The organism is Variovorax paradoxus (genome assembly GCF_902712855.1).
GTDB classification, from domain to species: domain Bacteria; phylum Pseudomonadota; class Gammaproteobacteria; order Burkholderiales; family Burkholderiaceae_C; genus Variovorax; species Variovorax paradoxus_Q.
In genome coordinates this window covers 3,638,924-3,663,600 of the sequence record NZ_LR743507.1, presented here as the reverse complement: position 1 = coordinate 3,663,600, position 24,677 = coordinate 3,638,924, and the positions used below count along the sequence as shown (strand labels likewise).

The following is a 24,677-nucleotide window of genomic DNA, read 5'->3' as shown; positions in this document are numbered from 1 at the left end:
GCCTGTCTGCAGAAGCTCGCGCTGGCGGCGTCAGCGCAGCATGCTGGACATGGCCGAGCAGCAGTTCAGCATGCGCACCGCCGCTTCCACCGTCTCGGTGGTGAAGCGCAGGGTGACGCCGTCGACGCGCTCGAAGGCGGGCCACTGGCAGAACAGGTCGGCCAGCGAAGGCGACTGGGCGCGCAGCGTCACGGTCTGCGGGCCCTTGAAAACCAGCGGCGTTGCACCGGCGCGCGCGGCGAGCGCCTCGGCCACGCCGGCGCGGATGGCGCGGCGCGACTGCTCGGGCGACAGCGAAACGCCGCTGCCGAAGCCCGTGGCCTTCTTGGTTTCCACGAAGGTCGCATGCGGGAACAGTGGGCGGTTCTCGGCGATGAAGACGTCGTCGCCGCTGCCCATCACCACGGGTGCGCCGTACTCGCCGGCCAGTGCGCCGTAGAGGCCGGCTTCGCCCAGCTCCTGGCCGTTGAGCGAGATGCTCGCGAAAGCGAAGCTGTTGATGGTGTGCGCCAGAATGCCGCGGCCCTGCCCGCGCGAGTGGTAGCCCACCATGCAGACCGCGTCCACGCCTTCTTCCACGCCGGCCACCATGCTCAGGTAGCGCGGCTTGCCCTGCACCGCGCGCGCGCGCGCGTCGAGCACGTCGGGCGGCATGTTGCGGAAGCCGCCGTGGGAGTCGTTCACAAGCACCTCGGTGGCACCCGCATCGAAGGCGCCGGCAATGGCCGCGTTGGCTTCCTGCGTCATCAGCAGGCGGGCGCGCTCGAACTCGGGGTTGCCGGGACGCACCTGCTCGGGGTGGTAGACGCCGGCGACGCCTTCGATGTCGGTGGAGATCAGGACTTTCATGGACGGTGCGATCTGTGCGACCTGGGTTGGGGTCAGAGGGAAGAGGGCGGCAGCAGCGCGGAGAGCGCGGCGCGGTGGTTGCCGTCGCGGCCGGTCACGGCCTCGGCGCGCCACAGCGCATGAAGGATCGCCTGCTCGGTGCTGTCGGCGGCGGCCTGGAACAGTCCGTCGAGCAGGCCGTCGTGCAGCATGGCCACGGCTGGCATCGGGCGGTCCGTGCCGCCGGGCACCGTGTAGGCGGTGGAAAAAGCCAGCACGATGTCGCCGCTGCCGTGCCCGAACACCGAGCCCGTGCGGGCCAGTCCGGCGCCCGCGCGCAGGGCGAGGCGGCGCAGCTGGCGTGCGTCAAGCGGCGCATCGGTGGCGACCACGATGATGATCGAGCCCTTCTCGGGCTCGTCCGGCGCCGGCAGCTCGCTGCCCTGTGCCTGCAGCGCGGCGAGCCGTTCGCCCACCGCGTGCCCGGCCAGCCGCAGTTCGGGCTGGCGGCCGTAGTTGGAGAGCACCAGCGTGCCCACCGTATGGTTGCCGCCGGAAGAGGCCGTGGCGCACGGAACCAGCCGAGAGGCGCTGCCGATGCCGCCCTTGAGCTGGAAGCTCGACATGCCGCGTCCCGCGCCGACCGAGCCCTGCGCGAAATCGGCGCCGGCGCTGTCGAACGCATGCAGGTAGTCGGCCTCGCTCACCGACAGCCGCTGGATGTCGTTGAGGTAGCCGTCGTTGCACTCGAACACCAGCGGGTTCACCGTGGGCAGCGCGCGGCCGGTCTCGGGGTTGCCCGCCACGCACTGGCGGATCTGCGCGGTGGCCACCGTGCCGACAGAGAAGGTGTTGGTCAGCGCGATCGGCGTCTCGAGCACGCCGAGCTCCTCGAGCTGCACCAGCCCCACGCTCTTGCCGAAGCCGTTGAGCACCACCGCGGCCGCGGGCATCTTGTCGCGGAACGGGTCGCCGGCATGCGGGCGGATCACGGTCACTCCGGTCTGCACATCGCCATCGGCCAGCGTGCGGTGGCCCACCGTGACACCGGCCACGTCGGTGATCGCATCGCGCTCACCCCGGCGCAGGTTGCCGATGAAGGGAATGGAGGCTTGCTGCGTGCCGGAAGACATCGGAAGCGGGGTCACTGCCGGTCGATCTTCGGATCGAGCGCGTCGCGCAGGGCGTCGCCCAGCAGGTTGAAGGCGAGCACGGTGAAGAAGATGGCCAGGCTGGGAAACAGCGCCACGTGCGGCGAGGTCACCATGTCGGCGCGCGCCTCGCTGAGCATCGCGCCCCATTCGGGCGTGGGTGCCTGCGCGCCCATGCCCAGGAACGACAGGCTGGCCGCCGTGATGATCGAGGTGCCCACGCGCATCGAGAAATACACCACGATCGACGAGATCGTGCCCGGCAGGATGTGCCGCACGATGATGGTCCAGTCGGAAGCGCCGATGCTGCGTTCGGCCTCGATGTAGGTCTGCTGCTTGAGCACCAGCGTGTTGCCGCGCACCAGGCGCGCGAAGGCCGGCACGCTGAACACCGACACCGCCACCACCACGTTGGTCATGCTGCTGCCCAGGATGGCCACCACGCCCAGCGCCAGCAGGATGCCGGGGAAGGCGAACAGCACGTCCGACACGCGCATGACGATGCGGTCCCACCAGCCTTCGTAGTAGCCCGCCAGCAGGCCGAAGCTGGTGCCGACGAAACCGCCCACCAGCACCGACAGGAAGCCGGCCATCAGCGAGATGCGCGCGCCCGCCAGGATGCGGCTGAAGATGTCGCGGCCCAGCGGATCGACACCCATCCAGTGCGTGGCCGAGGGGCCGCTGTTGAGCATGTCGTAGTCGAAGAAGTTCTCCGGATCGAAGGGCACGATCCACGGCGAGAACACCGCGATGAACACCAGCAGCAGCACGAACAGCGCGGCCACGATGCCCACGGGCTGCTTCTTGAATCGGCGCCAGCATTCGCCCCAGGGCGTGCGGATCTTGCCGGCACTTTGAAGCGTGGCGACCGGGGAAGTCGGAAGAATGGTTTCGGCGGAAACGCCAGGAGCTTGAGTCATGTCAGTCGTTGGTTGCGGCGCAATGTCGTGGAACACCGCGGAACCGGCTTTGCCGGGCCGCAGGTGTTGCCCCCGGTGAGGGGGAAGGAGAAGCGACACGAAGTGCGCGCAGCCTGGGGGAGGTCATTTGTACCGGATGGTGGGGTTGATGTAGCCATAGAGCACATCGACCACCAGGTTGATCAGGATGAACTCGAGCGAGAACAGCAGCACGAGCGTCTGGATGACGGGGTAGTCGCGCATCTGCACCGCGTCCACCAGCAGGCGGCCGAGGCCCGGCCAGTTGAACACCGCCTCCACCAGGATCGAGCCGCCCAGCAGGAAGCCGAACTGCAGGCCCATCATCGTGACCACGGGGATCAGCGCGTTGCGCAGCGTGTGCTTGAACACCACGCGCGATTCGTGCACGCCCTTGGCGCGCGCGGTGCGCACGAAGTCTTCCTGGATCACCTCGACGAACGAGGCGCGCGTGAAGCGCGCCATCACGGCCGCCACGGCCGCGCCCAGCGTGATCGAGGGCAGGATGTAGTGCTTCCATGTGCTGGCGCCGACCGTGGGCAGCCAGCCGAGTTGCACCGAGAAGATCTGCATCAGCAGCATGCCGAGTGCAAATGCCGGAAAGGAGATGCCCGAGACCGCGAGCGTCATGCCCAGCCGGTCCGGCCATTTGTTGCGGTACACCGCAGAGACGATGCCGATGCCCATGCCGAAGATCACCGCCCACACCATGCTGGTGATGGTGAGCATCACCGTCGGGAAGAAGCGCTCGCCGATCTCGGCCGACACCGGCCGCCGCGTGCGGATCGAGGTGCCGAAGTCGCCCTGCACCATGTGGGTGAAGAAGCTCACGAACTGCTGCGGCAGCGGCTTGTCCAGCCCGAGTTCCGCGCGCACCATGGCCACGGTCTGCTCGTCGGCGTCCTGGCCGGCGGCAAGGCGCGCCGGGTCGCCGGGAAGCATGTGGACGAACAGGAACACCAGCACCGCCACGATGAGCAGCGTGGGGATCAGGCCCAACAGTCGTTTGATGAAGTAATTCAGCATGGCATCAGAAAACAGTCACCCCTCATCCGGAGAACACCGCGGAACCGGCTCTGCCGGGCCGCAGGTGTCGCCCCCGGCGAGGGGGTTGGCGTAGCGACACGAAGTGCGCGCAGCCTGGGGGAGTACTTAGTTCGACGTTGCGATCGCGTCGATGTTGATGTTGCCGTCAGGCATCACGAACACGCCCGACAGGCGCTTGGCGTGCGCCGACAGGTTCTGCTCGGTGACCATCGGCACGCGCGGCAGGTCCTTGCGGATCTCTTCCTGCGCGGTCTTGTACAGGGCGGTGCGTTCCGCCTCGTCCACCGTCACCAGCGCCTTGGCGAGCGCGTTGTCCACCACGTCGCTCTTGTAGAACGACATGTTGTTCAACTTCGGCGCCCAGGCTTCCGAGGCGAACAGCGGGCGCAGGCCCCAGTCGGCTTCGCCGGTCGACGACGACCAGCCCGTGTAGTACATGCGGACCTTGGCCGTCTTCGGATCGGGCCATGCGTCCACCTGCTCGGTGCGCTGGCCCACTTCGAGCGCCTGCACCTGCAGCTTGATACCGATCTGCGCGAGCTGCTGCTGCACGAACTGGATCGTCTTCTGCGAGGTCGTGTTGTTGTAGGCGCTCCACAGCACCGACTCGAAGCCGTTCGGGTAGCCCGCTTCGGTCAGCAAGGCCTTGGCCTTCTTCACGTCGTAGGGAATGGGGGCCATCTTCTCGGCGTACTTCACGCCCTGGGGCAGCACGCCCTGCGCCGGGAAGGCATAGCCGCCGAACGCGACCTTGGCCAGCGCTTCCTTGTTGATGGCGTAGCCGATGGCTTCGCGCACCTTCGGGTTGTCGTACGGCTTCTGCAGCATGTTGAATGCCAGGAAGCGCGTGATGATCGAGGGCGACGCCACCACTTCGAGCTTGTCGCTCTTCTTCAGCAGCTCGGCCTGCTCGTAGGGAATGGGGAACGCGAAATCGGCTTCGCCGGTCTGCAGCATGGCGGCGCGCGTGTTGTTCTCGAGCACCGGCTTCCACGAGACGTTGTCGATCTTCGGGAAGCCCTTCTTCCAGTAGCCGTCGAACTTCTTGGCCTTGACGGCCTCGGTCTGCTTCCATTCCACGAACTCGAACGGGCCCGTGCCCACCGGGTGGAAGGCGATGTCCTTGTTGCCCCACTTCTTCAGCGCGGTGGGCGAGATCATGGCGGCCGATGCGTGGGCCAGCGAGTTGATGAAGGGGCCGAAGGGCTCCTTCAGCGTGACGCGCACCGTGGTGGGGTTCACCGCCTCGACCTTGCTCACGCGGTTGAACTGGTTGTAGCGAAGCAGCTTGTTGTCCTGGTTCAGCACGCGGTCGAGCGTGAACTTCACGGCTTCCGCGTTGAAGTCGGTGCCGTCGTGGAACTTCACGCCGCTGCGCAGCTTGATCGTGTAGACCAGGCCGTCCTTCGACACCTCGTAGCTCTCGGCGAGCACGTTCTGCACCTTCAGGTCCTTGTCGAACTGGAACAGGCCTTCATAGAAGGTCTTCGTCACGGCCGTGGTGATCGTGGTGTTGGTGTTGTACGGGTCCAGCGTTTCCGGCTGGTAGCCGATCGACAGCACCACGTCTTTGGCGGCCAGTGCCGAGCCCGAAGCGGCCAATGCGGCCAGGCCCAGCAGTGCGGATGCCCATCGCAGGGAGGAAGAAGATTGCTTCATGGAAGAACTCCAGTCGGTTCGAGGAAAAAAGCAGGGGGGCCTGCGGGTTGAAAAAATGAGTTGAATCGGACGCGGCGTCAGAAGGCGCCGCCAATCGCATGCCGCGCCACGAAGTGGCCGGGTGCCACCTGCACCAGCGGCGGCACCACGGGCTCGTCGCCCACCGCGCGGATCGGGCTGGGGATCTCGCCCTCGAGCAGCGCGCGCGGCTTGTGGCGGCGCGAAGGGTCGGCCACCGGCACGGCGGCCATGAGCTTGCGGGTGTAGGCATGCTGGGGCGCCTCGAACACGGCGCGGCGCGGGCCGATCTCCACGATCTGGCCCAGGTACATCACGGCCACGCGATGGCTGATGCGCTCCACCACCGCCATGTCGTGCGAAATGAACAGAAACGCCACGCCCAGCTCGCGCTGCAGGTCGAGCATCAGGTTGACGATCTGCGCCTGGATCGACACGTCCAGCGCCGACACCGATTCGTCGGCCACCACCACCTTGGGATTGAGGGCGAGGGCGCGCGCGATGGCGATGCGCTGGCGCTGGCCCCCCGAGAACTCGTGCGGGTAGCGCTGCGCCACCTCGGGCGGCAGGCCGACTTTCTGCAGCAGCCAGTCGACGCGCTGCTGCGCCTCGGCGCCCTTGGCAATGCCGTGGATGAGCAGCGGCTCCATGATCGAGAAGCCCACCGTCACGCGCGGATCGAGCGAGGCGAACGGATCCTGGAAGATGAACTGGATGTTGCGGCGCAGCGCCTGCAGCTCGCGCGTGGGCAGATCGCGGATGTTCTGGCCGCCGAACTCGATGGCGCCGCTCTGGCTCTCGACCAGGCGCAGCAGCGAGCGGCCCGTGGTCGACTTGCCGCATCCCGATTCGCCCACCAGCGCCAGCGTCTCGCCGGGGTAGAGGTCGAAGCTGATCTTTTCCACGGCATGCACGCGGCGCTTCACGCGGCCGAAGATGCCGCTGCGCACGTCGAAACGCGTCACCAGGTCGCGCACGCGCAGGATCGGGCCGGCGTCTTCGCGCACCGTGTCCTGCGGCGTGGCGGCTTCAGGCGGCGCCGCGTCGGGGGCGGCTTCGGTACGCAGCAGCTCGAACTTGGCCGGCAGGTCGGTGCCCTGCATCGCGCCCAGCTTGGGCACGGCCGAGAGCAGCGCGCGGGTGTAGGGGTGCTGCGGCGCCGCGAACACCGCGTCGGACGTGCCTTCCTCCACTTGGTCGCCGCGGTACATCACCAGCACGCGGTCGGCGATCTCGGCCACCACGCCCATGTCGTGCGTGATGAACAGCACGCCCATGCGCATCTCCTTCTGCAGCTCGCGGATGAGCTGGAGGATCTGCGCCTGGATCGTCACGTCGAGCGCGGTGGTGGGCTCGTCGGCAATCAGCAACTGCGGCTTGCACGACAGCGCCATCGCGATCATCACGCGCTGGCGCATGCCGCCCGAGAGCTGGTGCGGAAAGCGGTCGAGCACGTTGCGCGCCTCTGGAATGCGCACCAGCTCCAGCATGCGAAGCGCTTCGGCGCGCGCAGCGGAGTCGCTCTTGCCCTGGTGGATGCGGATGGCCTCGGCAATCTGGTCGCCGGCCGTGAACACCGGGTTCAGCGACGTCATCGGCTCCTGGAAGATCATTGCGATGTCCGCGCCGCGGATGCCGCGCATCGTCTGGTCGCGCGCCTGCGCCAGGTCGAGCACTTCGCCGTTGCGGCGGCGGAACGCCATGCGCCCGTCGAGGATGCGGCCGCCGCCATGTTCGACCAGGCGCATCAGCGCCAGCGAGGTCACCGACTTGCCCGAACCCGATTCGCCCACCACCGCGAGCGTTTCGCCATGGTCGATGTGGAACGACAGCTTCTTCACCGCGTCGACGGTGCGCTCGGAGGTCGAGAAGCGAACGGTGAGGTCGTCGACGGCGAGAACGCGGCCGTCCGGCAGGGCAAGGGAAGGGGTGGACATGGAAAGCAAGTGAAGAAGGCGTTGGCGTTCGGTTTATCGACAGTGGGCCGCTGTTTTTCGGGCGACACCGTGGAGCCGGCCTGGCCGGGCCACCGGTGTCGTCCCCTGCACGGGGGCTGGCGCAGCGACACGCAGCGAGTGAAGGCTGGGGGGCTGCTTCATGCTGCGAAGATGGCCGTTTGCGGCGCATCGTTGCCGCGCGCGTGGCCGCGGTACATGCCTTCGGTGTTGAAGGCCAGGCTCAGGTTGCCGTGGCGGTCCACGGCGATCAGGCCCCCGGTGCCGCCGATGGCCGGCAGCGACTGCTGCACCACCGCGTGCGTGGCGGCCTCGAGCGTGGCGCCGCCGTAGGCCATGCGCGCGCACACGTCGTAGGCAGCGGCCACGCGGATGAACATCTCGCCGCTGCCGGTGCACGACACCGCCGCCGTTCGGTCGTCGGCATAGGTGCCCGCGCCGATCAGCGGCGAATCGCCGATGCGGCCGACGCGCTTGTTGGTCATGCCGCCGGTGGAGGTGGCGGCGGCCAGGTGGCCGTGCATGTCGAGCGCGACCGCGCCGACGGTGCCGAACTTCTTGTCCTCGTCGAGTGGCGTGGCCGCCATCGAGGCGCCTTCATGGTCCGTCACCACGCGGCCGGTGCCGCGCACGCGGTGCAACTGCTGGCGGCGGGCCTCGGTGGAGAAGAACGAGGGATCGACCATCTCCAGCCCGTGTTCGCGCGCGAAGGCCTCGGCGCCCGCGCCGGCCAGCAGCACGTGGGCGCCGTCCTGGAGCACGGCGCGCGCGGCGCGCACCGGGCGGCGCACATGGCACACGCCGGCAATGGCGCCGGCGGCGAGCGTGGCGCCGTCCATCACGGCGGCGTCGAGTTCATGCGTTTCGTCATGAGTGAACACTGCGCCGTGGCCGGCGTTGAAGAGCGGGCACTCCTCGAGCAGCTCGACCGCCAGGCAGGCGGCGTCGAGCGCCGGAGCGCCCTTCAGCAGCATCGCCTGCGCGGCGGCCACGATGCGGTTCAGCGCGTCGTGGTACGCCTGCGCCTGTGCGGCGCTGGTGGTAGCGGCGCTGATGGTGCCGGCGCCGCCGTGGATGGCGATCACGGGCACGTGGGTCTGGATCATCGGGAAGCTTTCTTCTTTTTCGCGCCGGCGCCGGCAGCGGTGCCGTGCGGGGTAGATGTTTCGAATGTGTCGTCGACGCGGGCCACGAGGCCGCCGCCCGCGGCGTTGCCGCGCGGCAGGCCGTTGGCGCCGTGCAGCCACGGGCGCACCGCATGCAGGATGCGGCCGGCGGACTGCACCGGGTCGGGCGCGCGCAGCGCCACTGCACTGGTGAGCGCTTCGATCAGCGCGAGCACGCTGGTCTCGCAGTTCGGCCGGTAGCTGGTTTCCGTCTGGCAATACAGCGCCACCTCGGCCAGCGGCGCCAGCGGCGAGCTGGGGCGGTCGGTGAGCGCGATCACGGCGCACTCCTGGCTGCGCGCGATCTGCGCGAGGGCCACCGTGTCGGTCAGGTAGCGGGGGAAGGTGAGGGCGATGAACACGTCCTGCGGGCCGGCGTGCATCAGCGTGCGCGCGGCGTGCGTCACGCCGCTCACGCCCGAGAGCAGGCGCACGTCGCTGCAACTGCCGTCCAGCCCGTGCTGCAGCAGGCCCGCGAGCCATGCGCTGGCGCCGAAGCCTGCGATGTAGACCGAGCGCGCCTTGCCGATGCGCTCCACCGCGGCTTCGCAGGCGGCGTAGTCCAGCGTCTGGCGCGTCGCGTCGATGTTGCGGCGGCTCTCGTCGAGCGCGGTGGCGAACACCTCGGCCACGGTCGACGGGCGCTCCAGGTTGCCGCGCAGGCGCTCCACCGGCGCCACCAGCTGCTCGAAGCCGCGCACGAGTTCGGCGCGGAAGGTGGCGTAGCCGTCGAAGTCCAGCGCGCGCGCGAAGCGGTTGGCCGTGGCGACCGACACGCCGACCGCCGCGGCAAGCTCGTCGATGGGCAGCGTGGCGACCTGCAGGGGATGCTCGAGCACGTAGTCGGCCACCTGGCGATGCGAACGCGTCAGCCGCGGCAGCGCCTGCGCGATGCGCTGTGCCACGGTGGTGCCTGGGGTGTCGACAGTGCTGCTCATGAATGGTGCGGGGCGCCCGAAAGTGTGCGTTTTTTGAAAACCAGTTTACAAATATAAGTCAAACAAGAAAATTTTCTGTCATTTTTGATCGTGTTTGCAAGGAGCGGGCCAGCGGTGAAGGTGGATCGAGGTGGAAGGCGAAGGGCGCAGCGCCTTTGCTGGCGCGGTGTTCGCTGGTCCGACCAGGGCGTCCTAGGGATTTCCCTTGTGCCGTCGTTTTCGTGTCTTTCGAGGCCGGCGTTTCGCGGCCTGCGACCCTTTGCGGCGCGTGAACCTGTCTAAAGCGAACGGTCGAGTGACGTCGCGGCTGTTGCCGAGCTCCGAGGTTGCAACGGTCGGCGTTCGCCGATGCCGCAATCAACGGCGTTGCGGCATCGGTCGAGCTGCGTCTGCTGACGGCTGCACTCGCCGTCGGCGCGCCGAAGGACGGCGTGCCCGGGATTGGCGTCCCGAAGCACCTCTGGATCTTTCAATGGAGACCATTCAATGGTTGCTTCTGCTCGCTTGCGCACGCCATCTTCCGCCGCCCCCGAAATCGGCCATGCCGAAACTCTCGCCATCCAGGCCTGCGACGACACCGACAGTCTTCGCGAGGTTTTGCATGCCTACACATGCATCGAGAAACTCATTGAACCCGCCGAGTTGGGCGACACCGACCGGCTTCATCCGACGCGCACGGAGCTGGCCGCACTGCTCGGCCTGGTGAATCTCGAAATGAACCGCCGGCTCGATGAGATCGACGCAACGCTCCAATCGATGCGCGCCGGACTCGACGGCCTGACTACCGGAGCAGCCCCAGCCAGCTGAAGGCCCGGCCGGCCGCATAAAGACCCAGCCCGAACACCGCGTGCGTGACGAGGCTGTGCATGCGCGCCACTGCGGGGCGCGGCGTGCGGCTTGCCGCAATGCCTGCGCCCATGCCCGGCTGCAGCACGAAGAACGGCGCGGCCACGCCCGCGATGCCGACGATCAGCGCAGGGCCGGGCGTCGGGTTGCTTGCCCAGCCGATGCCCCAGCCGGCCAGCAGCACGGCAGCGAACGCGATGCCGATGGCGTAATGGGCCGTCCATCCGATCAGCCGCTCATGCGGCACGGACGGCGTTGCACCGATGGAGGCGTGGTGAAAGCGGCCGCGCGTCAGGTAGACCAGCCAGCGGCCGACCAGCGCGTAGTCCATCGCGGGAACGCCGAACAGCCGCTGGCGCAAGACGGCCCAGAGGTCCATCGTCGCCGTCGCGCCGGCGCCGATCGCGAGGGCGTGCATCAGGCAGAGGGTTGCATCGTCGGTCATGCGGCGGGGCCTTCCGCGCGGGCGCCGATCGACCAGCACGCCGCAACGAAACGGACCTCCTCGCCGTGGACGAACGGCTCGAACGCGGCGCGCACCACATCGATGACCGCCGCGCGGGTCTGCGCGTCGGCCTCGCGCAGCGCGCCGCCGACCGGGCCCAGCCGGCTCAGGTAGCCGGCCAGGTCCGCTTCGGGCATCGCGCAGGGCACGTCGATCGGTTCGATCGCGATGTCGTGCCAGCCGCTGTCCTTCAAGATGGACCGGACCCGTTCCGCGTCGGCGAAGGCGAACTGGCCCGGGCCGCCGGCAGGGCGCGGCTGCAGTTTCGGCAGCAGCGGCGCCGCGGCGTGCTCCGCGGTGGTCATGAACAGGTTTTCCGCGGCGCTGCGCCAGGCAATGAACCGCACCGACGCATCGCGTGCCGCGGCGCGGTGCAGGTTGGCGAAGGCCCCCACGGGGTCGTCGAAGAACATCACGCCGAAGCGCGAGACGAGCAGATCGAAGCTGCCCGGAGCGAACACGTGGCTGCGGGCATCGGCGCAGACGAAGGTGGCCTGGCTGCCTTGCCGCGCGGCGCGCTCGCGTGCGGTGGCGATCATCGGCTGCGAGATGTCGATGCCGGTGCAGTGGCCAGCGCCGCCGAGCGCGCTTGCCACCGCGAGCGTGGTGGCGCCGGTGCCGCAGCCGACGTCGAGCACCCGTCGCGCGCCCGCGGTGCGCGCCGTCTCGGCCAGCAGCGCTTCGATGGGGCGGAAGAGATGGTCGAGCGTGGCCTGCGCATCGACCCAGGCGTGGCCCGACGGGCCGTTCCAGAGCCGGGCCTGTTCGCTGCCCGCGGGCTGGGTGGTTTCCATGATGTCGTTTCCTTTGGCTTGCCTTCCAGAGGCGGAAACCGCACTATGCGAGCTAAAGCCGACTTGAGGTCAAGAGGGAGGTGCAGGAAATGACGCATCTGGACATCAGCGAGGTGGCGCAGCGCTCCGGCGTGCCGGCCTCCGCATTGCGCTACTACGAGGAGAAGGGGCTGATCGTTTCGACCGGCCGGCGTGGCCTGCGCCGGCTGTTCGACCCCGGCGTGCTGGAGCGGCTGGCGCTCATCGCGCTGGGCCGCAGCGCGGGCTTCTCGCTCGACGACATCGCACGCATGTTCGGCGCCGACGGCCAGCCGCGCATCGACCGGCTGATGCTCACCGCCAAGGCCGACGAGCTCGACCGCACCATCCGCAACCTGAGCGTCATGCGCGATGGGCTGCGGCACGCGGCGGTGTGCTCGGCACCGAGCCACATGGAGTGCCCGAAGTTCCGGCGCATCCTGCGCAAGGCGGAGGCAGGCGCAGCCAGGGAGAAGCGAACCAAGGCGGCGCCCCGCCCACCCAAGGGGAAAGCGGGGGCCCGGGAGCGATCTTCGAAAGCGGATCCGTAGCGCGTTCGCCCGCCGGTCGCCGATCAGTACGACATCATCGAAAGCTTGCGCGGACCGTCGAACTCGGTCGTCTTGATGTTGCCGACCCATTTGCCGGGCGCGTCGGGCCGCAGCTGGACGGGATCGTTGACGGCGTAGGCGGTGTGCACCTTCCACGTGAGGCTGTTGTCGGGAACGCGCTTGAGCACGACGCGGACGTTCTTCATCATCACGGCCTCGACGTGGAGATAGGCGAGCAGGTCCGACAGGTTGGGGAAGCGCACCTTGACCATCTTCTCCGCGAGCTTGGCAGGAAACTCCCCGCGTTTCTTCCTGATTTCCCGGTAGGTCATCTGGTCGTGGAGAGACACCGTGGGGCCCCAAAGCACACGGGCCCCGGCGAGGAAGTCTTCCATCGCTTCCTCGAACTCCTCCTTGGTGCGCTTGGTCTCCGTCTTGTCCCGAACGAAGCTGACCCCGGCGTATTGCGAGCCTGCGCTCACGATGCACTCGATGTACTTGTACTTCTCCCACTTGCGCGTCCTGGCATGTCCGGTCTCCATCTCGGCCAACCTGCCGCCCTGCAGGTGCCGGCTGATGCTCTGAGCCTTGGTGAGAGCCAGGGTCTCGACCTCCGGGCCGAGAAACGCACCGACGCTGTCGGCCGGGGCATAGCGGATGTTCCGCGTGGGCGCCGGGAGACTGCCGGTTCCGCCGGTCGATTTCTCCCATTCCTGGATCTGCGCCCGCACACCGGTCAGCGCGAAGGGCTGGTCGGGCGTCTCTCCCGTCATCAGACGTACGAGCTGTGCCTCCCAGCCGGTCTGGTAGCCGTGTCTCGAGATCGTGTGAAAGGCCGTCTGCTTGGCGCCCTTGCTGATCTCGTCGGCAAGCAGGACCTCGTGCTCGGCGAAGGTCGTGGCCCGCTTGCCGATGAATTTCTCAAGAGCCTTGTATTCGTCCCTGGACAGACCCATCGGCATGTGTTCTTCCCCTTCCTTGAGTGGACGGGAAATCTACGATGGATCGTCTGCTTTGCCAACGCATGCGAAAGCACGCGGAACACACCGCGAACGCGGAGAAAAGTATTCCGTCATCTTGTGTTGTGCCTCGCCATGCGTCTTGTCGGGCATTCTGTCCGGCGCGCCGGTGGAGTCCGTCGGCCGGCAGGCCCTGCTCACGCGGCCGGCTTCTCCATGAACACGCTGAACGGGTCGGGTCCATACCCGCCGAACGGCCCGCGGTGTTCGTACCCCGAGCGTGCATAGAACGCGATGGCTTCGGGTTGGCTCGGGCCGGTCTCCAGCATGAACGTCAGGCAGCCCCTGGCCTTCGCTTCATTCTCGAGAAAGCCCAGCAACTGCGCGGCGATGCCTTGCCCGCGGCTCTCGGGCCGCACGAACATGCGCTTGAGTTCGCCGAACTCGGTGCCGACGACGATGGCGCCGCAGCCGACGGCGCGGCCCTGGCCGTCGCGTGCGACGGCGAAGAGCACGTTCGGCGCCGAGAGCGCCGCAACGTCGATGCCGTGATGGCTCTCGGGCGGATACAGCGGCTTCTGGTAGGCGTCGAGCGCATCGATGAGCGCGACGACGTCGGGCTGCGCGGGGCTTTCGAGGGAGATCTGCATCGGGCGATGTTACTGAGCCCGACAGGGCGAGCGGGCCCTGCGCAAAGCCTACCCCGGCACAGGGTTCAAGGCTTCGCCCAACAATGCCTGCGGCGGCGGGCCGGTCGGCCTGCCGGTTGATCGAACATGCATGCGCAAAGGAGTAGCACTTTGGAATACCGTCATCTGGGCAGATCGGGCCTCAAGGTCCCCGTGTTGAGCTTTGGCACCGGCACGTTCGGAGGCAAGGGCGAGTTCTTCAGTGCGTGGGGCAGCACCGACGTGGCCGAGGCGCGCAAGCTGATCGACATCTGCCTCGAGGCAGGCGTCAACATGTTCGACAGCGCCGACATCTATTCGGCCGGCTCGGCCGAGTCGGTCCTGGGCGAGGCGATCAAGGGCCGCCCGCGCGACGAGCTGCTGATCTCCACCAAGGCCACCTTCCGCAGCGGCAAGGGCGCCAACGACGTGGGCTCGTCGCGCCATCACCTGGTGGCGGCGGTCGATGCGGCGTTGCGGCGCCTGGGCACCGACTACATCGACCTGTTCCAGCTGCACGGCTTCGATGCGAGCACGCCGGTGGAAGAAACGCTCGCGACGCTCGACGACCTGGTGCGTGCGGGCAAGCTGCGCTATATCGGGGTGTCGAACTTCTCGGGCTGGCACCTGATGAAGTCGCTGGCGGTGTCCGAGCGCCACGGGCTGGCGCGCTACGTGGCGCACCAGGCGTACTACTCGCTGGTCGGGCGCGACTACGAATGGGAGCTGATGCCGCTCGGCATCGACCAGGGCGTGGGCGCCGTGGTGTGGAGCCCGCTGGGCTGGGGGCGCCTCACGGGCAAGATCCGCCGCGGCCAGCCGCTGCCGGCCAACAGCCGCCTGCCTGTGACGGCCGACATGGGCCCGCCGGTGCCCGACGAACTGCTGTACCGCGTGGTCGAGGCGCTCGAGAAGGTCGGCGCCGAAGTCGGCAAGACAGTGCCGCAGGTCGCGCTGAACTGGCTGCTGCAGCGCCCGACGGTGTCCAGCGTGGTGGTCGGCGCGCGCGACGAGGCGCAGCTGCGGCAGAACCTCGGTGCGGTGGGCTGGAACCTCACGCCCGCGCAGGTGGCCGAGCTCGATGCGGCGAGCGTCACGACGCGCAGCTACCCTTACTGGCACCAGCAGGGGTTCCTCGAGCGCAACCCGAATCCGGTCTAGGGGTTCGCCGTCAGGCTGGCGTCAATCCCAGCACCCAGCGCTTGAAGTCTTCCAGCGCCCCGGAGGCCGGCCGGCCTTCGGGGTACGCGAAGTAGTAACCCTGGGGCACGTCGAGGTGCCGGTCGACCGGGATCACGAGCTCGCCGGTGCGAAGCTCGTGCTCGATCAGGATGCGTGGCGCCAGGCCCACGCCCATGCCGGCCGCGGTGGCGGCGACCACCATGGTGAAGAGCTCGTAGCGCGGTCCGCGCGATGCGTGCACCGTGTACTCCCACTCCTGCTGCGCATACCAGTCGCGCCATGCGTGGGCGCGCGTGCTCAGGTGCACGTGGCGGCAGCGCTCGAAGCCGGCCTCGTCCCATGGGCCGTGCGCGTCGCGGAAAGCGGGGCTGCAGATGGGCACCATCTCGCCTTCGGAAAAGATCAGCCCGCCGCGCGTGTCGGGCCAGAACTGGTCGCCGAAGTAGATGGCCGCGTCGTAGGCGTTTTCCTGGAACGAGAAGGGCTGCGAGCGCGCCGACAGGTTCACCGTGATGTTCGGATGCCGCCGGCTGAACTCCGGCAGCCGCGGAATGAGCCATTGCGTGGCAAAGGTCGGCACCACGGCCAGTTCGAGCACGAAGCCCATCTCGTGGCCGGCGCTGATTTCCAGCGTGTCGCGGCGGATCTGGTCGAGATGCCGGCGGATGCGCGCGGCATATTCGCGGCCCACGTCGGTCAGCGTCAGGCGCTTGCGCACGCGCGAGAACAGCGGCACGCCCAGCCGCTGCTCGAGCATGGCCACCTGCCGGCCGACCGCGCTCTGCGTGAGCGCCAGCTCGCTCGCCGCGCGGGTGAAGCTCCCCAGCCGCGCCGAAGCCTCGAAGGCCTGCAGCGCGCCGAGGTTGGGAATGTCTTTTCTCATCGGCGCTATTCTGCAAGCTGCGTGCGGGTGGACGCGCGACAGGAAAGGCACTTCATGCGTCGTGTGGTGATCATCGGAGGCGGGGCGATCGGTTCGGCCATCGCTTATTTCCTGACCCGCGACCCCGAAGGCGAACCCTTCGAGGTCACCGTGGTCGAGCGCGACTTCTCCTACCGCCAGGCGTCATCGGCGCTGTCGGCCAGTTCGATCCGGCAGCAGTTTTCCACCGCCATCAACATCGGGATGTCGCGTTACGGCATCGACTTCTTTCGCGCGCTGGGCGAGACGCTGCGCGTGGGCGACGACGTGCCCGACATCGGACTGGTCGAGCCGGGCTACCTGTACCTCGCGTCGCCCACCGGCGTGGATGTGCTGCGCGAGAACCATGCGATGCAGAAGGCACACGCGGTCGACGTGGTGTTGATGACGCCCGGCGAGTTGAAGGCGCGCTTTCCATGGATCTCCACCGAGGGCGTGGCACTCGCCTCGCTCGGGCTGTCGGGCGAGGGCTGGTACGACGGCTACAGCGTGCTGCAGGCCTTCCGCAGGAAGGCGGCGTTGCAGGGCGCGCGCTACCTGCAGGCGCATGCGACGGGCTTGCAGTGCGAGGGCTGCAGCGTGAAGGGCGTCCAGCTCGAAGACGGCCGCGTGCTGGCGGCCGACGTCGTCGTCAACGCTGCCGGCGCGTGGGCCGCAAAGGTGGCTTCCTGGGCCGGCATCGACTTGCCGGTGCGAGGCCGCCGCCGCAGCGTGTTCAGCTTCTCATGCCCCGAGGCGCTGCCCGGTTGTCCGTTGCTCATCGACACCTCCGGCATCTGGCTGCGGCCCGAGGGGCGCCAGTTCATCTGCGGCTTTGCGCCGGCAGAACAGGACGACCCCGACGACGCGCCACTCGACGTCGAGTACGAAGCGTTCGAGCGCCGGGTCTGGCCCGCGCTGGCCGAACGCATACCGGCCTTCGAGGCCGTGCGCATGACCGGTGCCTGGGCCGGCTACTACGAGATGAACGTGTTCGACCACAACGCCATCCTCGGCCTGCATCCCGGCTGCGACAACCTCTATTTCGCCAACGGCTTCTCGGGGCACGGCCTGCAGCAATGCCCGGCGGCGGGGCGCGGCGTGGCGGAGCTGATCCGCTTCGGCGCGTACCGCAGCCTCGACCTGTCGCCGCTGTCCTTCGCGCGCATCCTGGAGAACCGGCCGCTGCTCGAGAAGAACGTGATCTAGGTTTTGCCGCAGCGAGGGCGTACGATCTTCGCCAGAGAGGTGCTTCCAACCATGACCGCACAGACACTCATCGATACCGCCCGCGCGCTGGTCGCCGGGGACAAAGGCCTGCTCGCCATGGACGAGAGCAACGCCACCTGCAACAAGCGCTTCGCGGCGCTCGGCATCCCGCAGACCGAGGCGGCGCGGCGCGACTGGCGCGAGCTGATCGTCACCGCGCCAGGCCTGGCCGACAGCATCAGCGGCGCGATCCTGTTCGACGAAACCATCCGCCAGAAGACCGGCGCAGGCCTGGGCTTCGCGAGTGCGCTGCAGGGTGTCGGCATCATCCCGGGCATCAAGGTCGACACGGGCGCGAAGCCGCTGGCAGGCCACCCGGGCGAGACAGTCACCGAAGGCCTCGACGGCCTGCGCGAGCGCCTGTCGGAGTACAGCGCGATGGGCGCGCGCTTTGCCAAGTGGCGCGGCGTGATCGCCATCGGCAATGGTTTGCCGACCCGCGCATGCATCCGCGTGAACGCGCATGCGCTCGCACGCTATGCCGCGCTGTGCCAGGAAGCCGCGATCGTGCCCATCGTCGAGCCCGAGGTGCTGATGGACGGCGACCATTCGCTCGCGCGCTGCGCCGAGGTCACGGAAGAAGTCCTGCACCGCACCTTTGCCGAACTGCGCGCGCAGGGCGTGGTGCTCGAAGGCATGCTGCTGAAGCCGAACATGGTGCTGCCGGGGTTGAAGGCCGCCACGCAGGATGCTGTGGAGGCCGTGGCACAGGCCACGGTCGACTGCCTGCTTCGCACCGTGCCCGCCGCCGTGCCCGGCGTGGCCTTTCTCTCCGGCGGGCAGGCGGCGCACGTCGCGTCGGCCCGCCTGAACGAAATGAACGTCCGGTTCAAGTCGCGCATGCCCTGGGCACTGACCTTCTCGTTCTCGCGCGCGGTGCAGCAGCCGGCGCTCGATGCGTGGAAGGGCGACGCCGCCAACGTGGCTGTGGCGCAGCAGGCGCTGGTTCTCCGCACCCGGGCCAACCAGGCCGCGCGCCGCGGCATCTACAAGGAAGAGGCACAGGCACGCGCATGACGACTCCCCAGGACCTGTACCGCCAGAAGCTGGCATCTCCCGCCGATGCCGTGCGCCAGGTGCGCAACGGGGACATGATCGTCGTGCCGACCGGCGTCGGCGAGCCGCCTACGCTGCTGACCGCACTGTCGGACCAGCGCCGCGATTTCCGCGACGTGAAGGTCGCGCAGATCCTCGCGATGCGCAAGTACGCCTACATCGACCCCGAGACGGTGGAGCACGTGCGGCACGTGGCGCTGTTCTTCGGCGGCGCCACGCGGGCGGGCGGCCAGGAGGGCTGGATCGACTTCGTCCCCAATTATTTCTCGGAGATCCCGGCGCAGATCGAACGCGGCCAGATAACGGCCGACGTGGTCTTCAGCATGGCCTCGCCGATGGATGCGCACGGCTACTTCGCGTTGAGCCTGGGCGCCGACTACACCATGGCCGCCATTGCCAGGGCGCGTGCCGTGGTGCTCGAGGTGAACCCGAACGTGCCGTTTGCCTACGGCGCCTGCCACGTGCACGTGTCGCAGGTGGCCGCGCTGGTCGAGAACGAGGCGCCGGTGATGGAGGTCGGGCTGCCGAAGATCGGCGTGGTGCAGGAGGCCATCGGCAAGTACGTGGCCGACCTGATCGACGACGGCTCGACATTGCAGATCGGTTACGGCGGCATCCCCGACGCGGTGGTCATGCAGCTGACCGGCAAGCAGGACCTGGGCATCCACACCGAGATGATCGGCGACGGCATCCTCACGCTGGTGGAGAGCGGTGCGGTCACCAACCGTCGCAAGAACTACCTGCCGGGCAAGTCGGTCGCGACCTTCGCGCTGGGATCGGCCAAGCTCTACCGCTTCATGGACCGCAACCCCGCGCTGGAGATGCATCCGGTGAACTTCACCAACGATCCGGCGCTGGCCGGGCTCAACGACAACCTCGTGGCGATCAACGCGACGATGCAGATCGACCTGCTGGGCCAGTGTGGCTCCGAAAGCCTGGGCCACGCGCCGTATTCGGGCACGGGCGGGCAATCGGACTTCGTGCGCGCGGCCAACCGGTCGCGCGGCGGCAAGGCCTTCATCGTGCTGCCGTCCACGGCCAAGGGCGACACCATTTCGCGCATCGTGCCGTCGCTGTCGCCCGGCACGCACCTGAGCACGAGCAAGAACGACATCAACTACGTCGTCACCGAGTACGGCGTGGCGCAGTTGCGCGGCAAGTCGGCCAGGCAGCGTGCGCAGGAGCTGATCGGCATCGCCCACCCCGATTTCCGCGCGGAGCTGACGCAGCAGGCAAGACTGCTGAAGCTGCTGTAGGCCCGCGGCGCCAGCCGGCCGGTCAGCCCGCCCTGGCCGCCTTCACCAGCGAAGGCGTGGCCTTGTAGCTCTCGGGAAACAGCTTCTTCAGGTCATCGATCTTCGGCATGTCGTTGATCGCGATGTAGGGCTGGCTCGGATGCAGCGTGAGGTAGTCCTGGTGGTAGTCCTCGGCCGCGTAGAAGGGCTTGGACAACTCCACCGTGGTCGCCAGTGGCTTGCCGAAGGTCTTGGCCTGGTTCAGTTGCGCGATGTAGGCCGTGGCGATGCGCGCCTGCTCGGCGTTCTCCGCGAACACGGTGGAGCGGTATTGCGTGCCGGTGTCGGGGCCCTGGCGGTTGAGCTCGGTCGGGTCGTGCGCCACCGAGAAGTAGATCTGCAGCAGCTTGCCGTAGCTGACCTGTTGCGGGTCGTAGGTGATGCGCACCGACTCGGCGTGGCCGGTGCGGCCCGAGCCCACTTCGTCGTAGTGAGCCGTCTTGGCGTCGCCGCCGGCATAGCCCGACACGGCATTGCTCACGCCCTTGACGCGCTGGAACACGCCTTGCACGCCCCAGAAGCAGCCGCCGGCGAACACGGCAGTCTCGGTCTTGGCAGCGGGCGCCGTCAGGTCGGCCGTGGGTGCGGGCACGCGGCGGGCGGTTTCGGCGAACGAAGGCACGGCATGCCAGACCAGCGCGGCGGCGGCCAGGGTACCGGCAGTGAGGGCGAGGGATTTCATGGTGAAAGTTCCTTTGGGGGAGAGACATTGACGCCGAACTGCTCCGGCGTCAATGCGGCGGTCACGCAATCGCGTGGATGCGCGGCGAAGGCGCCGCGTCGGCTTACTTCTTCATCTCGTCCTTGCCCATGCTGTCCTTCTTCATGGCGTCCTTGGACATCGAGTCCTTCTTCATCGCGTCCTTGGACATGCCGTCCTTGGCCATCGAATCCTTCTTCATGGCGTCTTTCGACATCGAATCCTTCTTCATGGCGTCGTTTGCCATCGAATCCTTGGCCATGCCGTCCTTGGCCATGGTGTCAGCGGCAAAGGCCGAGGCGCCGGCCAGGGCGATGCAGGAGGCGAGCAGGGTGGCGGTGAGCTTGTTCATTGGGTGTCTTCCTGTTGAGTCGATTTCGTTTGGAAGGCCGTTCCGGTTACACCGGCTGCGGCCACGCGCTTTCTTCGGCAGTCGAGCGGCTGCGGCAGCCCCTCAGCTCCCTCCGAACCAGTTGTAGCCCTGGTCTTCCCAGTAGCCACCTGAATAGGTGTTGGTCACGAACATCGCCTTGATGTGCTTCGGGTTCTTGTAGCCGAGCTTGGTCGGCATGCGCAGCTTCATCGGGAACCCGTACTTGGGCGGCAGCGGCTGGCCGTCGTAGGTGAGCGTCAGCAGCGTCTGCGGATGCAGCGCGGTGGGCATGTCGATGCTGGTGTAGTAGTCGTCCGCGCACTTGAAGCCGACGTACCTGGCCGTGGTGTCCGCGCCGATGCGGCGCAGGAAGTCGGCAAATCGCACGCCGCCCCACTTGCCGATGGCACTCCAGCCTTCCACGCAGATGTGCCGCGTGATCTGGTCGTGCTGCGGCATGGCGCGCAGCTCGTCCAGCGTCCACGCATGCCTGTCGGCGACCATGCCGGTCACCTCGAGCCTGTAGCTTGCCTCGTCGACCTCGCGGACCTCGTCCTCGCCGTAGTAGGCGTTGAACGGGAAGGGCCGGGTGATCTCGGCCTCGGTGTAGGTCGGCGCGAGTTGCGTGGGACTGAAGATCAGCCCCTGCACCCTGTCGTTGAAGCGCGAGATCTTCGTGAGCGCGGCTTCCACCTGGGCGTTGTCGCTGATGCTGCAGCCGGTCAGCATCGAGAGGCCTCCGAGCGTGAGCGAGCGCTGCAGGAAGGCGCGGCGCGATGGCTGGTCGAGCTTCTTCGCAATCAGCGTGCGGGCCTCGTGCAGCACGGCGTCGCCGTCGATGCCGGTGGCGCGCAAGAGAGTGGGTGCTTTGAAGATCTTCATGGCGGGGTCACTGCTTCGGCGCGCGGCCGCGGATCATGGTCAGGAGCGTGCGGGGCACCAGCGCCACCATCACGAGGTGCACCGCGACGAAGCCGACGATGGCGGCCATCGCGAAAAAATGGATGCGCCGCGCGAACTCGTAGCCGCCCATCAGGTCGCGCAGCACGGCGAACTGCACCGACTTCCACAGCACCAGGCCCGACAGCACGATCACGATCAGGTCGAGCATCACGAACAGGTAGGCCAGCTTCTGCACGCTGTTGTAGTGGCGCGGGTCGGCGTGCGAGAGCTTGCCCTTGAGCGCGGCCACCAGGTCATGCCGGACGCCGGCCGGCGTCACCGGAAAGAACTTGCGGGCGAGCCGGCCGCTGGCGACGTTCAGGGCCAGGTAGACGAGGCCGTTGAACACCAGCAGCCACATCGCCGCAAAGTGCCACTGCAGCGCGCCGCCGAGCCAGCCGCCGAGCGTGATGACGGTGGGGATGGTGAACGGGAAAAACGGCGAGGCGTCATAGATGCGCCAGCCGCTGGTCACCAGCACCAGAACGGCCAGCGCATTGAGCCAATGCGTGATGCGCATCCACAGCGGGTGGATGGGACGGGCATCGGCCGCAGCGGCGGGAGGGGCGATGGCGGTGCTGTGCATGGGGCGGATTGTTGGGCGCACCCCATGGCCGATTCATCACGCAAGGTTCAATTAATCGTGATAACTCGGCGGGCCGTATCGCGGGACAATCGCGTCCATGGACCCATCCAAGCGCGTGCTGATCGTCGAGGACGACGCCCACATTGCCGAACTCCTGCGCATGCACCTGCGCGACGAGGGCTACGCCGTCGAGCATGCGGCCGACGGCCACGCCGGCCTGCGCGAACTCGAGCGCGGCAACTGGGACGCGCTGGTGCTCGACCTGATGCTGCCCGGCATCGACGGCCTCGAGATCTGCCGGCGCGCCCGCGCCATGACGCGCTACACGCCGATCATCATCATCAGCGCGCGCTCGAGCGAGGTGCACCGCATCCTGGGCCTGGAGCTGGGCGCGGACGACTACCTGGCCAAGCCGTTCTCGGTGCTGGAACTGGTGGCGCGCGTGAAGGCGCTGCTGCGGCGCACCGATGCGCTGGCACGCAACGCGCGGCTGGAGTCGGGCAGCCTCACGCTGGGCAACCTCGACATCGAGCCGCTCGCGCGCGAGGTGCGGGTGGACGGCAGGCTCATCGAACTCACGCCGCGCGAGTTCGACCTGCTGTACTTCTTCGCGCGCAACCCCGGCAAGGTGTTCTCGCGCCTCGACCTGCTCAACCAGGTGTGGGGCTACCAGCACGATGGCTACGAGCACACGGTGAACACGCACATCAACCGGCTGCGCACCAAGGTCGAGGCCGATCCGGCCGAGCCGCGGCGCATCCTCACCGTATGGGGGCGCGGTTACAAGCTCTCGGCCACGGGCACGGAGGAGGGCGCGCCGTGATTGCGTGGGCCACGCTTTCGCGCCGGCTTTCGGCCGTGTTCGCGGTGCTGCTGCTGGTGTGCTGCGGCGCCTCGGTGTGGCTGCAGGTGCGTTCCAGCGGCATGCACGAGCAGGAGCTGATCCAGCGGCTGTCGGGCGGGCTCGCCGCGCACATCGCGGAGAACGCCGAGCTCATGGAGCCCGGCGGCCTGAACCAGGGCGCGGTGAAGGACCTGTTCGACAAGCTCATGGCCGTCAACCCGAGCGTGGAGGTCTACGTCCTGGGGCTGGACGGCCGCATCGAGGCGCAGGCCGCGCCGCCCGGCCACCTGAAGCGCGACAAGGTCGACCTGGCCCCGGTGCGCCGGCTGCTGTCTGGCGCGCCGCTGCCGATTGCCGGCGACGATCCGCGCAGCCCGGCGGGCAGCAAGGTGTTCAGCGCCGCGCCGCTGCGCATGGGCGGGCGCGACGCCGGCTATGTGTACGTGGTGCTGCAGGGCGAGGACCACGACGCGCTGGTCGCCAGCGCGGTGGCCGACAACGTGCTGCGGACCACGCTCTGGTCGATGGGGCTGGTGGCGCTGCTCGGGCTGCTGGCGGGGCTGGCGGCGTTCCGGCTCATCACGCGGCCGCTGCGCGAGCTGACCTCGGCGGTGAAGCGCTTCGAGACCGAGGGCATCGCCTCGCTCGAAAGCCAGGCGCCCACGCTGCAGCGGCTCTCGCATGGCACCGACGAGATCGCGCAGCTCGGCCAGGCCTTCGCGCAGATGACGCGCCGCATCGCCGAGCAGTGGCGCGAGCTCACTCTGCAGGACCAGCAGCGCCGCGAGCTGTTCGCCAACATTTCGCACGACCTGCGCACGCCGCTCACGTCGCTGCACGGCTACCTCGAGACGCTGCTGCTCAAGTCCGGCACGCTCGACGAGGCGGAGCGCCGCCGCTACCTCGAGATCGCGCTGGGCCAGAGCCGCAAGGTCGGCCGGCTCGCGCAGGAGGTGTTCGAACTCGCGCGGCTCGAGTACGGCGTGGTCAAGCCCGAGAAGGAGGAGTTCGCGCTGGCCGACCTGGTGCAGGACGTGTTCCAGAAATTCGAGCTGGCCGCCGAGGCGCGGCACCAGCGCCTGAAGCCCGACATCGCATCCGGCTTGCCGGTGGTGTCGGCCGACCTCGGCATGATCGAGCGCGTGCTGACCAACCTGCTGGACAACGCGATCCGCCACACGCCCGAGGGCGGCGAGATCGTGGTGCAGCTTCGGGCCGAGAACGGTGGCGTCACGGTGCAGGTGAGCGACACAGGTCCCGGCATTCCCGGCGAACTGCAGCCCGCGCTCTTCATGCGGCCCGTGTTCATGAGCGGCTCGCGCACCGACGGCGCGAGCAGCGGCGGGCTGGGCCTGGTGATCGTGAAGCGAATCCTGCAGCTGCACGGCAGCGACATCCGGCTGGTGCAGCAGCCCGACAAGGGGGCGGTGTTCCGCTTCCGGCTGGGCGGCGCGGCGGCCTGAGGCTCCGGGCTGGGGGCTTCCCGGT

At 68.1% G+C, this 24,677-nt stretch carries 25 protein-coding genes; 8 read left to right on the top strand and 17 right to left on the bottom strand.

The window, feature by feature from the left end; translation table 11 throughout:
• Positions 1-30 precede the first annotated feature (30 nt).
• The 8 genes from AACL56_RS16760 to AACL56_RS16725 form a co-directional block, all read right to left on the bottom strand.
• The gene (locus tag AACL56_RS16760; protein ID WP_339090939.1) at positions 31-849 is read right to left on the bottom strand and encodes a M55 family metallopeptidase; all 819 of its coding nucleotides are present in this window, start codon (positions 847-849) and stop codon (positions 31-33) included.
• A 32-nt stretch (positions 850-881) separates the two neighbouring features.
• Positions 882-1,961 (bottom strand): P1 family peptidase, encoded by a 1,080-nt coding sequence (locus AACL56_RS16755; protein ID WP_339090938.1) that lies wholly within the window; start codon positions 1,959-1,961, stop codon positions 882-884.
• A gap of 11 nt (positions 1,962-1,972) precedes the next feature.
• Positions 1,973-2,899, bottom strand: coding sequence for a glutathione ABC transporter permease GsiD (gsiD, locus tag AACL56_RS16750; protein ID WP_339090937.1), 927 nt, complete (start codon positions 2,897-2,899; stop codon positions 1,973-1,975).
• 123 nt (positions 2,900-3,022) lie between these two features.
• A complete protein-coding gene (gsiC, locus tag AACL56_RS16745) occupies positions 3,023-3,943 on the bottom strand; it encodes a glutathione ABC transporter permease GsiC (protein ID WP_339090936.1) in 921 nt (306 codons plus the stop codon).
• Between the two features lie 126 nt (positions 3,944-4,069).
• Positions 4,070-5,623: a glutathione ABC transporter substrate-binding protein GsiB gene (gene gsiB, locus AACL56_RS16740; protein WP_339090935.1), complete on the bottom strand. Its 1,554-nt coding sequence runs from the start codon at positions 5,621-5,623 to the stop codon at positions 4,070-4,072.
• Between the two features lie 77 nt (positions 5,624-5,700).
• Entirely contained in the window at positions 5,701-7,578 is a 1,878-nt protein-coding gene (locus AACL56_RS16735) for a dipeptide ABC transporter ATP-binding protein (protein ID WP_339090934.1), read from the bottom strand.
• 158 nt (positions 7,579-7,736) lie between these two features.
• Positions 7,737-8,702, bottom strand: coding sequence for an isoaspartyl peptidase/L-asparaginase family protein (locus AACL56_RS16730; protein ID WP_339090933.1), 966 nt, complete (start codon positions 8,700-8,702; stop codon positions 7,737-7,739).
• Complete coding sequence (locus tag AACL56_RS16725) at positions 8,699-9,700, bottom strand: MurR/RpiR family transcriptional regulator (protein WP_339090932.1); 1,002 nt, start codon at positions 9,698-9,700, stop codon at positions 8,699-8,701. Before AACL56_RS16725 ends, AACL56_RS16730 begins: the two co-directional genes overlap by 4 nt.
• Positions 9,701-10,186: 486 nt before the next feature.
• On the opposite strand from AACL56_RS16725, the gene AACL56_RS16720 reads away from it, so the two are divergent.
• Positions 10,187-10,507, top strand: coding sequence for a hypothetical protein (locus AACL56_RS16720; protein WP_339090931.1), 321 nt, complete (start codon positions 10,187-10,189; stop codon positions 10,505-10,507).
• On the opposite strand, the gene AACL56_RS16715 is transcribed toward AACL56_RS16720, so the two are convergent.
• Positions 10,482-10,991, bottom strand: a complete 510-nt coding sequence (locus AACL56_RS16715; protein WP_339090930.1) for a DUF2938 domain-containing protein — start codon at positions 10,989-10,991, stop codon at positions 10,482-10,484. The two genes, AACL56_RS16720 and AACL56_RS16715, sit on opposite strands and share 26 nt — an antisense overlap.
• Positions 10,988-11,845, bottom strand: a complete 858-nt coding sequence (locus AACL56_RS16710) for a class I SAM-dependent methyltransferase (RefSeq protein ID WP_339090929.1) — start codon at positions 11,843-11,845, stop codon at positions 10,988-10,990. Before AACL56_RS16710 ends, AACL56_RS16715 begins: the two co-directional genes overlap by 4 nt.
• A gap of 89 nt (positions 11,846-11,934) precedes the next feature.
• On the opposite strand from AACL56_RS16710, the gene AACL56_RS16705 reads away from it, so the two are divergent.
• Positions 11,935-12,414 (top strand): helix-turn-helix domain-containing protein, encoded by a 480-nt coding sequence (locus AACL56_RS16705; protein WP_339090928.1) that lies wholly within the window; start codon positions 11,935-11,937, stop codon positions 12,412-12,414.
• Between the two features lie 23 nt (positions 12,415-12,437).
• Here AACL56_RS16705 and AACL56_RS16700 read toward each other — a convergent pair whose 3' ends face one another.
• Together AACL56_RS16700 and AACL56_RS16695 are read right to left on the bottom strand one after the other, a co-directional pair.
• Positions 12,438-13,376, bottom strand: coding sequence for a hypothetical protein (locus AACL56_RS16700; protein ID WP_339090927.1), 939 nt, complete (start codon positions 13,374-13,376; stop codon positions 12,438-12,440).
• A gap of 194 nt (positions 13,377-13,570) precedes the next feature.
• Complete coding sequence (locus AACL56_RS16695) at positions 13,571-14,023, bottom strand: GNAT family N-acetyltransferase (RefSeq protein WP_339090926.1); 453 nt, start codon at positions 14,021-14,023, stop codon at positions 13,571-13,573.
• Positions 14,024-14,173: 150 nt separating this feature from the next.
• Here AACL56_RS16695 and AACL56_RS16690 point away from each other — a divergent pair, with 150 nt between their 5' ends.
• The gene (locus AACL56_RS16690) at positions 14,174-15,202 is read left to right on the top strand and encodes an aldo/keto reductase (RefSeq protein WP_339090925.1); all 1,029 of its coding nucleotides are present in this window, start codon (positions 14,174-14,176) and stop codon (positions 15,200-15,202) included.
• Positions 15,203-15,212: 10 nt separating this feature from the next.
• Here the strand turns inward: AACL56_RS16690 and AACL56_RS16685 are convergent, their stop codons facing one another.
• Complete coding sequence (locus tag AACL56_RS16685) at positions 15,213-16,106, bottom strand: LysR substrate-binding domain-containing protein (protein WP_339090924.1); 894 nt, start codon at positions 16,104-16,106, stop codon at positions 15,213-15,215.
• A 54-nt stretch (positions 16,107-16,160) separates the two neighbouring features.
• On the opposite strand from AACL56_RS16685, the gene AACL56_RS16680 reads away from it, so the two are divergent.
• Genes AACL56_RS16680 through AACL56_RS16670 form a run of 3 tightly spaced genes read left to right on the top strand, consistent with a single transcriptional unit; the run spans position 16,161 to position 19,705 of the window.
• The gene (locus AACL56_RS16680) at positions 16,161-17,333 is read left to right on the top strand and encodes an NAD(P)/FAD-dependent oxidoreductase (RefSeq protein WP_339090923.1); all 1,173 of its coding nucleotides are present in this window, start codon (positions 16,161-16,163) and stop codon (positions 17,331-17,333) included.
• A 51-nt stretch (positions 17,334-17,384) separates the two neighbouring features.
• Complete coding sequence (locus AACL56_RS16675) at positions 17,385-18,410, top strand: class I fructose-bisphosphate aldolase (RefSeq protein WP_339090922.1); 1,026 nt, start codon at positions 17,385-17,387, stop codon at positions 18,408-18,410.
• A complete protein-coding gene (locus AACL56_RS16670; RefSeq protein WP_339090921.1) occupies positions 18,407-19,705 on the top strand; it encodes an acetyl-CoA hydrolase/transferase family protein in 1,299 nt (432 codons plus the stop codon). Before AACL56_RS16675 ends, AACL56_RS16670 begins: the two co-directional genes overlap by 4 nt.
• A gap of 22 nt (positions 19,706-19,727) precedes the next feature.
• On the opposite strand, the gene msrA is transcribed toward AACL56_RS16670, so the two are convergent.
• The 4 genes from msrA to AACL56_RS16650 all read right to left on the bottom strand — a co-directional run bounded on the left by msrA (position 19,728) and on the right by AACL56_RS16650 (position 22,345).
• Positions 19,728-20,426 (bottom strand): peptide-methionine (S)-S-oxide reductase MsrA, encoded by a 699-nt coding sequence (gene msrA / locus AACL56_RS16665; protein ID WP_339090920.1) that lies wholly within the window; start codon positions 20,424-20,426, stop codon positions 19,728-19,730.
• Positions 20,427-20,529: 103 nt separating this feature from the next.
• Positions 20,530-20,796, bottom strand: coding sequence for a pentapeptide MXKDX repeat protein (locus AACL56_RS16660; RefSeq protein WP_339090919.1), 267 nt, complete (start codon positions 20,794-20,796; stop codon positions 20,530-20,532).
• Between the two features lie 102 nt (positions 20,797-20,898).
• Positions 20,899-21,699, bottom strand: a complete 801-nt coding sequence (locus AACL56_RS16655; protein WP_339090918.1) for a molybdopterin-binding protein — start codon at positions 21,697-21,699, stop codon at positions 20,899-20,901.
• A 7-nt stretch (positions 21,700-21,706) separates the two neighbouring features.
• Complete coding sequence (locus AACL56_RS16650) at positions 21,707-22,345, bottom strand: cytochrome b/b6 domain-containing protein (RefSeq protein ID WP_339090917.1); 639 nt, start codon at positions 22,343-22,345, stop codon at positions 21,707-21,709.
• A gap of 97 nt (positions 22,346-22,442) precedes the next feature.
• On the opposite strand from AACL56_RS16650, the gene AACL56_RS16645 reads away from it, so the two are divergent.
• Together AACL56_RS16645 and AACL56_RS16640 are read left to right on the top strand one after the other, a co-directional pair.
• On the top strand, positions 22,443-23,168 hold the full coding sequence (locus tag AACL56_RS16645; RefSeq protein ID WP_339090916.1) for a response regulator transcription factor: 726 nt from the start codon (positions 22,443-22,445) through the stop codon (positions 23,166-23,168).
• Positions 23,114-24,652, top strand: coding sequence for a HAMP domain-containing sensor histidine kinase (locus AACL56_RS16640; protein ID WP_339090915.1), 1,539 nt, complete (start codon positions 23,114-23,116; stop codon positions 24,650-24,652). The genes AACL56_RS16645 and AACL56_RS16640 overlap by 55 nt, the downstream gene beginning before the upstream one ends.
• Positions 24,653-24,677: the final 25 nt, after the last annotated feature.

Bases quoted from the DNA above. Each gene is read 5' to 3' on its own strand.
- AACL56_RS16760 (WP_339090939.1), bottom strand. From the start codon at position 849: ATGAAAGTCCTGATCTCCACCGACATCGAAGGCGTCGCCGGCGTCTAC.
- AACL56_RS16755 (WP_339090938.1), bottom strand. From the start codon at position 1,961: ATGTCTTCCGGCACGCAGCAAGCCTCCATTCCCTTCATCGGCAACCTG.
- gsiD (WP_339090937.1), bottom strand. From the start codon at position 2,899: ATGACTCAAGCTCCTGGCGTTTCCGCCGAAACCATTCTTCCGACTTCC.
- gsiC (WP_339090936.1), bottom strand. From the start codon at position 3,943: ATGCTGAATTACTTCATCAAACGACTGTTGGGCCTGATCCCCACGCTG.
- gsiB (WP_339090935.1), bottom strand. From the start codon at position 5,623: ATGAAGCAATCTTCTTCCTCCCTGCGATGGGCATCCGCACTGCTGGGC.
- AACL56_RS16735 (WP_339090934.1), bottom strand. From the start codon at position 7,578: ATGTCCACCCCTTCCCTTGCCCTGCCGGACGGCCGCGTTCTCGCCGTC.
- AACL56_RS16730 (WP_339090933.1), bottom strand. From the start codon at position 8,702: ATGATCCAGACCCACGTGCCCGTGATCGCCATCCACGGCGGCGCCGGC.
- AACL56_RS16725 (WP_339090932.1), bottom strand. From the start codon at position 9,700: ATGAGCAGCACTGTCGACACCCCAGGCACCACCGTGGCACAGCGCATC.
- AACL56_RS16720 (WP_339090931.1), top strand. From the start codon at position 10,187: ATGGTTGCTTCTGCTCGCTTGCGCACGCCATCTTCCGCCGCCCCCGAA.
- AACL56_RS16715 (WP_339090930.1), bottom strand. From the start codon at position 10,991: ATGACCGACGATGCAACCCTCTGCCTGATGCACGCCCTCGCGATCGGC.
- AACL56_RS16710 (WP_339090929.1), bottom strand. From the start codon at position 11,845: ATGGAAACCACCCAGCCCGCGGGCAGCGAACAGGCCCGGCTCTGGAAC.
- AACL56_RS16705 (WP_339090928.1), top strand. From the start codon at position 11,935: ATGACGCATCTGGACATCAGCGAGGTGGCGCAGCGCTCCGGCGTGCCG.
- AACL56_RS16700 (WP_339090927.1), bottom strand. From the start codon at position 13,376: ATGCCGATGGGTCTGTCCAGGGACGAATACAAGGCTCTTGAGAAATTC.
- AACL56_RS16695 (WP_339090926.1), bottom strand. From the start codon at position 14,023: ATGCAGATCTCCCTCGAAAGCCCCGCGCAGCCCGACGTCGTCGCGCTC.
- AACL56_RS16685 (WP_339090924.1), bottom strand. From the start codon at position 16,106: ATGAGAAAAGACATTCCCAACCTCGGCGCGCTGCAGGCCTTCGAGGCT.
- AACL56_RS16680 (WP_339090923.1), top strand. From the start codon at position 16,161: ATGCGTCGTGTGGTGATCATCGGAGGCGGGGCGATCGGTTCGGCCATC.
- AACL56_RS16675 (WP_339090922.1), top strand. From the start codon at position 17,385: ATGACCGCACAGACACTCATCGATACCGCCCGCGCGCTGGTCGCCGGG.
- AACL56_RS16670 (WP_339090921.1), top strand. From the start codon at position 18,407: ATGACGACTCCCCAGGACCTGTACCGCCAGAAGCTGGCATCTCCCGCC.
- msrA (WP_339090920.1), bottom strand. From the start codon at position 20,426: ATGAAATCCCTCGCCCTCACTGCCGGTACCCTGGCCGCCGCCGCGCTG.
- AACL56_RS16660 (WP_339090919.1), bottom strand. From the start codon at position 20,796: ATGAACAAGCTCACCGCCACCCTGCTCGCCTCCTGCATCGCCCTGGCC.
- AACL56_RS16655 (WP_339090918.1), bottom strand. From the start codon at position 21,699: ATGAAGATCTTCAAAGCACCCACTCTCTTGCGCGCCACCGGCATCGAC.
- AACL56_RS16650 (WP_339090917.1), bottom strand. From the start codon at position 22,345: ATGCACAGCACCGCCATCGCCCCTCCCGCCGCTGCGGCCGATGCCCGT.
- AACL56_RS16645 (WP_339090916.1), top strand. From the start codon at position 22,443: ATGGACCCATCCAAGCGCGTGCTGATCGTCGAGGACGACGCCCACATT.
- AACL56_RS16640 (WP_339090915.1), top strand. From the start codon at position 23,114: ATGGGGGCGCGGTTACAAGCTCTCGGCCACGGGCACGGAGGAGGGCGC.